Origin of the sequence: Ancylobacter novellus DSM 506 (assembly GCF_000092925.1) — a bacterium.
GTDB classification, from domain to species: Bacteria; Pseudomonadota; Alphaproteobacteria; order Rhizobiales; family Xanthobacteraceae; genus Ancylobacter; species Ancylobacter novellus.
This window is the reverse complement of sequence record NC_014217.1, coordinates 4,019,573-4,031,741: the sequence shown is the minus strand read 5'-3', so window position 1 is coordinate 4,031,741 and position 12,169 is coordinate 4,019,573. Positions and strand designations below refer to the sequence as shown.

General features: G+C 69.3%; 9 protein-coding genes. 5 read left to right on the top strand and 4 right to left on the bottom strand.

The features are described 5' to 3' along the window. Window positions 1-27: 27 nt before the first annotated feature. From mnmE to SNOV_RS18910, 5 genes are all read left to right on the top strand, one after another. Window positions 28-1,404, top strand: a complete 1,377-nt coding sequence (gene mnmE, locus SNOV_RS18930) for a tRNA uridine-5-carboxymethylaminomethyl(34) synthesis GTPase MnmE (protein WP_013168577.1) — start codon at window positions 28-30, stop codon at window positions 1,402-1,404. Between the two features lie 140 nt (window positions 1,405-1,544). Further along, window positions 1,545-3,401 carry a tRNA uridine-5-carboxymethylaminomethyl(34) synthesis enzyme MnmG gene (gene mnmG, locus SNOV_RS18925; RefSeq protein ID WP_013168576.1) on the top strand — a complete coding sequence of 619 codons (1,857 nt, stop codon included), beginning with the start codon at window positions 1,545-1,547 and terminating at the stop codon, window positions 3,399-3,401. Window positions 3,402-3,424: 23 nt separating this feature from the next. Continuing rightward, the gene (gene rsmG, locus SNOV_RS18920) at window positions 3,425-4,078 is read left to right on the top strand and encodes a 16S rRNA (guanine(527)-N(7))-methyltransferase RsmG (protein WP_013168575.1); all 654 of its coding nucleotides are present in this window, start codon (window positions 3,425-3,427) and stop codon (window positions 4,076-4,078) included. A 31-nt stretch (window positions 4,079-4,109) separates the two neighbouring features. Next, a complete protein-coding gene (locus SNOV_RS18915; protein ID WP_013168574.1) occupies window positions 4,110-4,973 on the top strand; it encodes a ParA family protein in 864 nt (287 codons plus the stop codon). 12 nt (window positions 4,974-4,985) lie between these two features. Next, window positions 4,986-5,903: a ParB/RepB/Spo0J family partition protein gene (locus SNOV_RS18910; protein WP_013168573.1), complete on the top strand. Its 918-nt coding sequence runs from the start codon at window positions 4,986-4,988 to the stop codon at window positions 5,901-5,903. Window positions 5,904-5,918: 15 nt separating this feature from the next. On the opposite strand, the gene holA is transcribed toward SNOV_RS18910, so the two are convergent. From holA to SNOV_RS18890, 4 genes are all read right to left on the bottom strand, one after another. Beyond that, window positions 5,919-6,941, bottom strand: coding sequence for a DNA polymerase III subunit delta (gene holA, locus SNOV_RS18905; protein WP_013168572.1), 1,023 nt, complete (start codon window positions 6,939-6,941; stop codon window positions 5,919-5,921). 6 nt (window positions 6,942-6,947) lie between these two features. Next, window positions 6,948-7,574 (bottom strand): LPS assembly lipoprotein LptE, encoded by a 627-nt coding sequence (locus SNOV_RS18900; protein WP_013168571.1) that lies wholly within the window; start codon window positions 7,572-7,574, stop codon window positions 6,948-6,950. Continuing rightward, window positions 7,561-10,173: a leucine--tRNA ligase gene (gene leuS / locus SNOV_RS18895; protein ID WP_013168570.1), complete on the bottom strand. Its 2,613-nt coding sequence runs from the start codon at window positions 10,171-10,173 to the stop codon at window positions 7,561-7,563. The genes SNOV_RS18900 and leuS overlap by 14 nt, the downstream gene beginning before the upstream one ends. A gap of 114 nt (window positions 10,174-10,287) precedes the next feature. After that, entirely contained in the window at window positions 10,288-12,060 is a 1,773-nt protein-coding gene (locus SNOV_RS18890) for a GGDEF domain-containing protein (RefSeq protein ID WP_013168569.1), read from the bottom strand. Window positions 12,061-12,169: the final 109 nt, after the last annotated feature.

The following is a 12,169-nucleotide window of genomic DNA, read 5'->3' as shown; positions in this document are numbered from 1 at the left end:
ATGGATTCGATAGATAGGGCGTAGCGGGTGGACGGTCAGCAGGAAAGCGCATTTGCCGCGGCGGGGAGGGACACCATCGCGGCCGTCTCCTCCGGCACCGGCGGCGCGGTGGCGGTGATCCGCATCTCCGGGCCGGCGGCGGGGGAGGCGCTTGTCGCGCTCGCCGACCGCCTGCCCGAGCCGCGCCGGGCGATGCTGGCGAAGTTGCGCGATCCGTCGAGCGGCGAGGTGCTGGACGAGGGGCTGGCGCTGTGGTTTCCCGGCCCGCGTAGCGCCACCGGCGAGGACATGGCCGAATTGCAGATCCATGGCGGGCGCGCCGTGGTCGCCGCCGTGCTTGGCGCGCTGTTCGCCCTGCCCGGCCTGCGCCCGGCCGAGCGGGGCGAGTTCACCCGCCGCGCCTTCCTCAATGGGCGGTTGGACCTCACCCAGGCCGAGGGCCTCGCCGACCTCATCGCCGCCGAGACCGAAGGTCAGCGCAGGCTCGCCTTCGCCCATGCCTTCGGCCATCTCGGCCAGCGTGTGGAGGAATGGCGGCGCCGGCTGATCCGCGCCATGGCGCTGATCGAGGCCGGCATCGACTTTTCCGACGAGGAGGACGTGCCGGCCGAGGCGCGGGTCATGGCGCGGCCGGAGGTGGAGGCGCTGCTCGGAGAGCTCGACGCCGCGCTCGCCGACCGGCGCGGCGCCATGGTGCGCGAGGGCGCGCTGATCGCCATCGCCGGCCTGCCCAATGCCGGCAAGTCGTCGCTGATCAACGCGCTCGCCGCGCGCGAGATCGCCATCGTCTCCGACGAGCCGGGCACGACTCGCGACGTGCTGGAGGTCGCGCTCGACCTCTCCGGCCATAAGGTGACGCTCGTCGACACCGCCGGCCTGCGCGAGGCGGAGGGAAAGGTGGAGGCGGAAGGCATACGCCGCGCCCATGCCCGCATCGCCGAGGCCGACCTGGTGCTGTGGGTGCACGATGCGGCCGAGGGTCCGCCCCCGGTCGCGCGGCCGCAGATCGAGGCGGCTGCCGGCGCCGAACTCTGGCTGGTCGCCAACAAGCTGGACGAAGTCGGCGCCGTGCCTCCCACTGGCGGCTGGACGGATCGTGCCTTTGCCATCTCAGCTAAGTACGGCACCGGGCTGGAAGCCCTGATCGACGCGGTCGGTGCCTTCGTGGCGGAACGCGCAAGAGGAGCCGAACATCCCGCGCTCATCCGCGAGCGGCATCGCATGAGCGCGCTGGAAGCGGCGGGGCATCTGCGCGTCGCGCTCTGGGAGTGGGATTGTCTCGACGACGAACTGCTCGCCGAGGAGCTGCGCCTCGCTGGCCGGGCGCTCGGCCGCATGACCGGCACGATCGGCGTCGAAGACCTGCTCGATGTCGTGTTCCGCGAATTCTGCATCGGCAAATGAGCCGCGCAGGATTCACGTGAAACAAGGCCCCGCCGGGCTCGATTCGTTAACGGAATGTTTCACGTGAATCAGCCGGCTGGGACCGGCACAGCCAAGCGTGCCTTGACGCCGCCGGCTTTCGCTGGCTTTGAAGGGCGATCATGAGCGCGCACGATCTTTCCTTCGACGTCGTCGTCATCGGCGGCGGCCATGCCGGCACCGAGGCCGCCGCGGCCGCGGCCCGCCTTGGCGCGCGCACCGCGCTGGTGACGCATGCCTTCGCCACCATCGGCGCCATGTCCTGCAACCCGGCCATAGGCGGGCTCGGCAAGGGGCACCTCGTGCGCGAGGTCGACGCGCTGGATGGGCTGATGGGCCGCGTCGCCGACCAGGGCGGCATTCAGTTCCGCGTGCTCAACCGCCGCAAGGGGCCGGCTGTGCGCGGCCCGCGCGCGCAGGCCGACCGCAAGCTCTATGCGCAGGCGATGCAGCGGGCGATCGATTCGCAGCCGAACCTTTCCGTCCTCGAAGGGGAGGCGGACACGCTGCTGATGCAAGACGGCCGCGTCGCCGGGCTGAAGCTGGCGGACGGACGGAGCATCGGCGCGGGCGCGGTGGTCATTACCACCGGCACTTTCCTCAACGGGCTGATCCATATCGGTGACCGGCAGATGCCGGCGGGCCGCATGGGCGAGCAGCCGGCGCGCGGCTTGTCCGGCTCGCTGACGGCGATCGGGTTGACGCTCGGCCGGCTGAAGACCGGAACGCCGCCGCGGCTGGACGGCCGCACCATCGACTGGGCCGGGCTGGAGATGCAGGACGGCGATTCGCCTCCGGAACCATTCTCGACCCTGACCGACGCCATCACCAATCCCCAGGTGAAGTGCGGCATCACCCGCACCACGCCAGCGACGCATGCGGTGATCCGCGCCAACATCGCCCGCTCGGCCATGTACTCCGGCAACATACAGAGCGTCGGGCCGCGCTACTGTCCGTCCATCGAGGACAAGATCGTCCGCTTCGGCGAGCGCGAGGGGCACCAGATCTTCCTCGAGCCGGAGGGGCTGGACGATCCCACCGTCTATCCGAACGGCATCTCCACCTCGCTGCCGGAGGATGTGCAACTCGCGCTGCTCGCCACGATTCCGGGACTGGAAAGGGTGGCGATGCTGCGGCCGGGCTATGCCATCGAATATGACCACGTCGATCCGCGTGAGCTGGAGCCGACGCTCGAGACCCGCAAGGCGAGGGGGCTGTTCCTCGCCGGGCAGATCAACGGCACGACCGGCTACGAGGAGGCGGCGGCGCAGGGGTTGGTCGCCGGGCTGAACGCGGCACGGCGGGCGGCTGGGATGGAGGGCGCGACCTTCGACCGGGCAGAGGCCTATATCGGCGTGATGATCGACGATCTCGTCACGCGGGGGGTGAGCGAGCCCTACCGCATGTTCACCTCGCGTGCCGAATACCGCCTGTCGCTGCGGGCCGACAATGCCGATCAGCGGCTGACTGCGCGGGGGGACGATCTTGGCTTGATAGGTTCTGAGCGACGCGCGCGCTATGCTGGGAAGAGCACAGCGCTGGCCCGCGTGCGCGAATGGAGCCGCTCGGTCGCGCTCACCCCGGCGGAGGGCGACCGCCATGGGCTGACGCTCAACCGCGACGGCCAGCGCCGCAGCGCCTTCGACCTGCTGTCCTACCCGCATGTAGGTTGGGCCGACATTTGCCGCATCTGGCCGGAGGCGTCAGGGGAGGATGCCCGCATCGGCGAGCAGGTGGAGATCGACGCAAAATACGCCGTCTATCTGCATCGCCAGGAAGCGGACATCGCTTCTTTCCGGCGGGACGAGGCGGCCCAGCTACCACAGGTCGATTACCGTTCGCTCGCCGGAATCTCCAACGAGATCAAGGCGAAGCTTGAATCGATTCGGCCCCGTACCATTGGCCAGGCGAGCCGCATCGACGGCATGACGCCGGCCGCACTGGCGCTGCTGGCGGCGCATGCGCGGCGCGCGCAATAAGCCTCGTCGCGCTATGATGGCGCATGAACGCTAGCGATTCGTCCGACCGCGCCCGAGCGCTCCGCCTCACACCTGTTTCACGTGAAACAGAGGACCGGCTGGTCGCCATAGTGGCACTTCTGGAGAAGTGGCAGCGCACGATCAATCTGGTGGCGCCAGCGACGCTGCCGGTCGTCTGGACCCGGCATGTCGCCGATTCGCTGCAGCTGATCCCGCTCGCCGGCGAGGCGACGCGCTGGGTCGATCTCGGTTCGGGCGGCGGCTTCCCCGGCCTCGTCGTTGCGGCGGTTCTCGCCGAGCGTCCGGGCGCCGACGTGACGCTGGTCGAGAGCGACAGCCGCAAGGCGGCCTTCCTGCGCGAGGCGGCGCGCATCGCCGAGCTGCCCGCGACCGTGCTGCCTTCCCGCATTGAGCAGGTGGCGCCCAAGATCGCTGAAGGCGTCGAGATCGTCTCCGCCCGCGCGCTTGCACCGCTGCCGAAACTTCTCGATCTTGCGGCGCCCTTCCTTGCGCAGGGAGCGACGGGACTGTTCCTCAAGGGACAAGATGTTGATAACGAATTGACCGAAGCCTCTAAATCTTGGAAGATTCAAGCCGAGATTAAGGACAGCCTGACCGACCCCGGCGGCCATGTCCTGATCGTCCGGGCGGCTGAGCCGCTGAAACCCGCATCCTAGGGCACCGTGCCCCATCAGCAGGGTCGACACCATGACCGATGAGGTTTCGCTCGCACCGACCGCGCCGCGCCCCGTGGCCCCGCGCGTGCTCGCCCTCGCCAACCAGAAGGGCGGCGTCGGCAAGACCACGACGGCGATCAATCTCGGCACGGCGCTCGCGGCAATCGGCGAGAGCGTGCTGGTGGTCGATCTCGACCCGCAAGGCAACGCCTCGACCGGCCTCGGCATCGACCGCCGCAGCCGGCGCGTCTCGACCTATGACGTGCTGACGGGTGAGGTGAGCTTGCGTGAGGCGATCCTCGAGACCGCGGTGCCGCGTTTGCACATCGCGGCCTCTACCATGGACCTCTCCGGCCTGGAGCTGGAGCTCGCCAGCCAGCGCGACCGCGCCTACCGGCTGCGGGATGCCATCCGTCGGCTGAACCTGCGTGACGACTCGTTCCAGGTTCGGAACAATGTCGAGTACAGCTACGTACTGATCGACTGCCCGCCCTCGCTGAACCTGATCACCGTCAACGCCATGGCGGCGGCGAACGCGATTCTGGTGCCGCTGCAATGCGAGTTCTTCGCGCTGGAGGGTCTGTCGCAGCTCCTGAAGACCGTTGAACAGGTGCGCTCGACCCTCAATCCCGAGCTTTCCATCCACGGCATCGTGCTGACCATGTACGATGCGCGCAACAACCTCTCGGCCCAGGTGGTCGAGGATGTGCGCCAGTTCATGGGCGAGAAGGTCTACGAGACCATCATCCCGCGCAATGTGCGGGTCTCCGAGGCGCCGTCCTATGGCAAGCCGGTGCTGCTCTACGATCTCAAATGCGTCGGATCGCAGGCCTATCTTCGTCTCGCATCCGAAATAATCCAGCGTGAGCGCGCTTTGCGCGCGCCAGCGGCGTAAGGGAGGCGCGTGATGGCGATGGCGGAAGATGGCGGACGTTCACGGCTCGGGCGCGGCCTAGCAGCGCTGATCGGCGACATGAGCGAGGATGCCGGCGCGGCGAACGACCGCGGTGGCCGTCCCTCCGGCGGCGGCGCGCGCAAGGTGCCGCTCGCCTTCCTCGCGCCGAATCCGCGCAATCCGCGGCGCAGCTTCGTCGAGGAGGATCTGGAGGACCTCGCTGCCTCCATCCACGAGCGCGGCATCATCCAGCCCATCGTGGTGCGCCAGGTCGCCGGCGAGCGTGACGCCTATGAGATCGTCGCCGGCGAGCGCCGCTGGCGCGCGGCCCAGCGCGCCGGCATCCACGAGGTGCCGATCGTCGTCGTCGAGGTCAATGACCGCGAGGCGCTCGAAATCGCCATCATCGAGAATGTGCAGCGCGCCGACCTCAACCCGCTGGAGGAGGCGGCCGGCTATCAGGCGCTGTCCGACCAGTTCGGCTATTCGCAGAACGACCTCGCCAAGGTGATCGGCAAGAGCCGCTCGCATGTCGCCAACACGATGCGGCTGCTGCGCCTGCCGGAGACGGTGAAGACCTATCTCGCCGATGGCCGCCTCTCGGCCGGCCATGCCCGCGCGCTGCTGACGCAGGACGACCCGGAGACGCTGGCCCGCGCCATCGTCGAGCAGGGCATGAATGTGCGCGCCATCGAGGCGCTGGCGCAGGAGCTGAACGTTGCCAAGGCGGAAGCGGCCGGCAAGCCGGCGCGCAAGGCCAAGGCGATACCCGCGCTCGACGCCGACACGGCGGCATTGCAGCGCAAGCTTTCCGACGAACTCGGCCTGCAGGTGGTGCTGAAGCACAATGGCGAGGCGGGCGAGATCCGCATCCGCTATTCCTCGCTCGACCAACTCGACGAGGTCTGCCGCCGCCTCGCAACCCACTGAGCGATCAGGCGAAAATCAGCCGCGCCGGGCCTGTCCGGCGACCTGCAGCAGCGCGCGCTCGGCGATTGCCGGGCCTAACGCCGCGTTGCGGCGGGCGGCGAGCAGCGCGTCGTCGAGGGCGAGCAGGGCGGCCTCCAGCCGGGCCGCGCTCCAGCTGCGGAGCGCCTTTTCGATCAACGGCTTGCGCCGGAAATGGATGGCTGGCCGGGCGCTCTCGATCGCCCGCTCTATGCTGCCGGCATCGGCTGCAAGCCGTAAGAGATGCAGTGCCTGACCAGTTCGGCATACCGAGCCGAGGATGATGTCCGCCCGCATGCCCTCGCCGGACGCCTTGGCGAAGGCCGAGGCCATCTCGGTCGGCTGCCCGGCAAAGGCGGAATCAGCGATCTCGTCGAGCGCCAGGCTGGAAGCGTCGCCGACGATGGCGCGCACATGCTCGGCGGTGATGCGCGGCTCGCCGGCGGCGTAGAGCAGAAGCTTGGCGATCTCGCCGCGCGAGGCCAGCCGGTCGCCGCCGAGCAGGCCCATCAGCTCGGCGCGGGCGTCGCGGTCGATCGAAAGGCCGGCCTCCGTCACCATGGTGTCGATCAGCCGGGTAAGGTCGCGGTCGGTGTCGGCATAACAGGTGATCGCCAGCGCGCGCGGGGAGGCCTCGCACAAGGCCCGCAGGCCCTGGCCACGCTTGAGGTCGCCAGCCTCGATCACCACGATCGCGTCGCCCGGCGGGGCGGCGAGCAGCGCCTCCACCGCCGGCACGACGTTGCGCGAGCCGACCCGGAGCGAGATAACCCGCCTTCCGCCGAACAGCGCCACCGTGCCCGCTTCGTCGACCAGGCGACCCGGATCGCCGGCGATCTCGTCGCCGTCGAGCCGCACCAGGCCGAAGGGGTCGCTGGAGCCTTCCGCGGCGCGGGCGAGATAGGCGCGGGCACGCTCGCGCACCAGCCCGCTATCCGGGCCGAACAGCAGCAGCACCGGACGCAGCGGATCGATGCGGGTGAGCGTCGCCTCGACGTCGGCGGGCCGGACCGCGACCATGGCGGCTCAGGTCTTGGGCGTGGCGTAGTTGGGCAGAGGCGGTGGCGCGGCGACCGGGGCGGCAGCCGTCGGGTTGACGAAATAAGCCGCCAGCTGCGTGCGGATCGATTCGGCGGCGACACGAGACGAGCGGTTCTCGGCGTCGCGTATGGCGCGGTTGCGGGCGAAGCGCTGATAGCCGCTGTCCAGCGAGGCCTTGCCGATGGCGTTGCCGGTGGCGACCGGAACCTTGAGGTTGCCAACGTCGTAGAGCTGCCAGCGGACGTCGACGGTGACCAGCTCAACCTCGGGCAGGCCGGTCAGAGGGCTCACCACCGCGGCGGCGGTGGTCGAGTTGCGGACGTTGAGCAGCAGGCGGTAGGGCGCCCCCGCCGGGTTGCCGGCGCCGCCGGTGAGCTCGAAGATGAGATCGTTGCGCACCTCGTTGGCGACACGCCCGCTGGCGAAGACGATCTCGATCTGCCCGAACTTGTCCGCCAGCGCGGAGCCCTCGCCGGGGCTCGTCTCGGCATACATGGGCCGGAAGCAGCCGGCGGTGGAGAGCGCGAGCAGCGCCGCGCAGGCGAGGCCAACGGCCCGTCGACGGGTGAGGCGGCGGGTCGGCATCGGGTTCATCCGGTCAGGCGACGACATTCACGATCCTCTGCGGCACCACGATGATACGCTTTGGCGCGCGCCCGTCGAGTGCCTGCGCCACGAGATCGAGTTCGAGCACGGCCTTCTCGACGTCGGCCGGGGCGGCATCCTTCGGCACGGTGATCTCGCCGCGCCGCTTGCCGTTGATCTGTATCGGCAGCGTAACGGTATCGTCGACCAGCAGTGCGGGGTCGACAACGGGCCAGGCGGCCTCGGCGATCAGACCCGTGCCGCCGAGCACGGTCCAGCACTCTTCGGCGAGATGCGGCACCATCGGCGAGACGGTGGCGACGAGGAAGTGCGCCGCTTCGCGCAGGGCGAAGGCAAGGTCCGCTGGCACGTCACCGGCCTTGCGGGCGGTGGTCAGCACGTCGCCGAACACATTGGCGAAGGCGTGCACGCGGGCGACGGCGACGTTGAAGCGCAGCCGCTCGACATCGTCGGCGACCTGCGCGGCCAGCTTGTGGGTGGCACGGCGCAGGGTGGTCGATTCGGCTCCGAAACTCTCCGGCCGGGCGATGTCGGCGGGCGCCAGCGCCGCCGCCTCGCCGACGAGGCGCCAGATGCGCTGGACGAAGCGCCAGGCACCTTCGATGCCGGCGCTGGTCCACTCGCTGTCGCGCTCGGGCGGGGTGTCGGCGAGCATGAACCAGCGGGCGCAGTCGACGCCGAACGTGTCGGCGACGATCTCCGGCGGCACCACGTTCTTCTTCGACTTCGACATCTTCTCCGGTGAGCCGATGGTCACCGGCTCGCTGGTGCCCGTCTTGACCGGCGTGCCGTCCTCGCGCTTCTCGACCTCCTCGGGGAACAGCCAGCGGCCTTCCGGGTCCTTGTAGGTCTCGTGGACGATCATGCCTTGTGTGAACAGGCCGGCGAAGGGCTCCTCCAGCGAGACACGGCCGAGCTTCTTCAGCGCGCGGATGAAGAAGCGCGAATAGAGCAGGTGCAGGATCGCGTGCTCGATGCCGCCAATGTACTGGTTGACCGGCAGCCAGTGGTCGGCCGCGCCCTTCTGCAGCGGCGCCGTGCCGGGCTCCGAGGCGAAGCGGGCGAAGTACCAGGACGAATCCACGAAGGTGTCCATGGTGTCGGTCTCGCGCCGGGCCGGGCCGCCGCATTGCGGGCAGTTCACGTGCTTCCAGGTCGGATGCCGGTCGAGCGGATTGCCCGGCGCATCGAAGGAGACGTCGTCCGGCAGCCGCACGGGGAGCTGGTCCTCGGGGACCGGCACCGGGCCGCAGGTCTCGCAATGGATGATCGGGATCGGGCAGCCCCAGTAGCGCTGGCGCGAGATGCCCCAGTCGCGCAGGCGGAAATTGATCGCCCGCTCGCCGACCGGCTCGTTGCCGAGCGTCTGCTTCTCCAGCTTCGCGGCCACCGCCTCCTTGGCGTCGGGAATGGAGAGCCCGTCGAGGAAGCCGGAATGATAGAGCGTGCCCTCGCCGTCATAGGCGACGTCGCCGATCTCGAACGCGGCCGGGTCGGTGTCGGGCGGCAGCACGACGGGGGTGACCGGCAGGCCGTATTTGCGGGCGAAGTCGAGGTCGCGCTGGTCATGCGCCGGGCAGCCGAAGATGGCGCCGGTGCCGTATTCCATCAGCACGAAGTTGGCGACGTAGACCGGCAGATGCGGTCCGCCCAGCGGGTGGGCGACCTTCAGGCCGGTGTCGTAGCCCATCTTCTCCTGGGTCTCGATCTCGGCGGTCGAGGTGCCGCCACGCCGGCATTCCTCGACGAAGGCGGCGAGCGCCGGGTCGTTGGCGGCGAGCGCCTCGGTTAGCGGATGGCCGGGCGAGAGGGCGAGGAAGGAGGCGCCGAACAGCGTGTCCGGACGGGTGGTGTAGACCTTGACCTCGCGCGGCAGCTCAGCCGGCGCGTTCTCCAGCGCAAAGCGCACATGCAGGCCCTCGGACCGGCCGATCCAGTTGCGCTGCATGAGGCGCACCTTGTCGGGCCAGCGATCAAGCGTGTCGAGCCCGTCGAGCAGCTCCTGCGCCAGTGCGGTGATGCGGAAGAACCACTGGGCGAGCTTGCGCCGTTCCACCAGCGCGCCGGAGCGCCAGCCGCGGCCGTCGATCACCTGCTCATTGGCGAGCACGGTGTTGTCGACCGGGTCCCAGTTCACCTCGCTCTCGCGGCGATAGACGAAACCGCCCTTGAGGAATTCGAGGAAGATGCGCTGCTGTTCGCCGTAATAGGAGGGGTCGCAGGTGGCGATCTCGCGCGACCAGTCGAGCGACAGGCCGAGCAGCTTGAGCTGCTCGCGCATGGTGGCGATGTTCTCGTAGGTCCATTCGCGCGGATGCGACTTGCGCTCGATCGCGGCGTTCTCGGCCGGCAGGCCGAAGGCGTCCCAGCCCATGGGATGCAGGACGTTGAAGCCCTTCATGCGCTTGAAGCGCGCGACCACGTCGCCCATCACATAGTTGCGGCCATGGCCGATATGGATGCGCCCGGACGGGTAGGGGAACATCTCGAGCACGTAGTACTTCGGGCGCGGGTCGTCGTTGCGGGTGCGGAAGATCCCGCGTTCGTCCCAGATCTTCTGCCAGCGGGGCTCGGCCTCGCGGGCATTGTAACGCTCGGTGCTCATGTCAGGCTTCTTGGGCAGGCAATGTCTTGAGGGATCTCGGTCCGAACGGGCCGATGGCGCGGGACTAGGCACCAAGTCGCGCGCCCGGTCAACCTTTCGCGCTGCAACGGCGGGCTAGATCGGCGCCAGCCGGGTACTGCCGGCGCTCGGCTGCACGGCACCGGCGACCCGCACCTCGTTGCGGCCGGCGGCCTTGGCCTCGTAGAGCGCCCTATCGGCGGCGACCATGAGGTCGCTGGAGGTCAGCCCAGGCTCCGGCTCGCAGGCGGCGCAGCCGATGCTCACCGTCACCACCCCAGCCGGTCCGCCGCGATGGGGTACGGCGACGGTCTCGACCGCCCGGCGCAGCCGCTGTGCCGCCTCGGTCGCCGCCCGCAGGCTGGCGCTGGGCATGAGCACGGCGAACTCCTCGCCGCCGAGGCGCGCCACCAGGTCGGTGCCGCGCAGCGTCGAGGCCATGGTCTGGGCGACGAGACGGATGCAGCTGTCGCCCTCCTTGTGGCCGTAGAGGTCGTTGAACGCCTTGAACTTGTCGATGTCGATCATCAGCACGGCCAGCTGGCTCACCGTGTTCCATTGCAGCGCCAGCGCGGCGTCGAAGCTGCGGCGGTTGGCGATGCCGGTCAGCGGGTCGAGGCTGGCGAGCGAGTTGAGCCGGTGGTTGGCGTTGCGCAGCGCCGATTCCCGCCGCGTCAGCTCGCTGGACATGGCCTCGAAGGCGGTGACCAGCGGCTGCAACTCGGTGATCAAGGTATGTGCCGTCGGCGCTTCGCCGGGCTCGCCGCGGCCGAAGCGGACCAGCCGGTCGGCCAGCGACTGCACCGGCGCGACGATGAGCCGTTCGCCGATGACCCAGAAGGTCACCAGGATGATGACGCCGAGCACCAGCAGTGCCAGGCCGGCGCTGAAGGTCGCGCGCTCGACGGGGGCGATGACGCGCCTCTCGTCGACGCCGACCAGCAGATGAAGGTTGGTGCCCGGCAGGCGGCTATAGGCATAGACCCGGCGCACATCGTCCGGTCCGGTGGCCAGTAGCGTGCCGCGGGTGCGGCTCATGGCGCGGGCCACCGGCGCCGTATCCGCAAGATTGCTGCCCAGGGTGGCTGAGCGGTCCGGATAGGCCATGATCACCGTGCCCTCGGGGCCGACGAGCATGACCTGCGCGGCGGCGCCCAGCTCGGCAAGGAAACGGCGCGGCAGCAGGTCGTTCAGTCCGATCCGCGCAAGCAGGACGGCGCTGACCTCGCCTTCCTCTACCACCACGGGCTGGGCCGCATAGAGGCTGGGCATGCCGGTCGCGTAGCTGCGCGTCACCGATTCGAGCGTCGGAATGCCCCGCATGGCGATGCGGAAATAATCGCGCCCGCTGACATCGAGACCCATGCCGGCGGCGTTGGTGCTGCAGCGGACCACGCCGTTCGGTGCGATGATCGAGATGGCATCGATCACGGCCGAACCTTCCGCGACCTTCGCCAGTCCCTGGCAGAAAGACGGCGCTTCCGGCGTGACGCCGGGATCGGGGGTCAAGGGGTCGGCGTCGCTCGGCGTGATAGAATAGCGGTCCAGCGGCACGGTGCCGGGCATGGCGGCGAGCGTCGACAACACCGCCCGGCCTTCCGTGGTCACGGTGCCGAACTGACTGACGCCGCGCTCCATCAGGTCCAGCACATGGTCCTGCGCGGCGGCGAGGTTGTCGCTGTGCAGCCGGACGATGCTGTAGAGGCGCTCGGCGGCGACGAGGGTCATGGCGAGCACGGCAAAGGCAACCAGCCGCAGCCGCAGGCTGACGGCATGCGGACGCCCCCGCTTGCTCCCGAGGAACGGGTGGCGCTCGGCCGGCTGCGCGGGAATGTCGGGGGCGAGGTGAGGACCCCGATGGCTGCTCACGTTCGTCTCGGCTGGCAATGCTCGACTAAAGGTTAACGGCGGGTTGTGCTTGCCGCAAGGACAGTTGGCGGCAAATGCCGACTTGATTTGACACTGCCGGCGCATATCA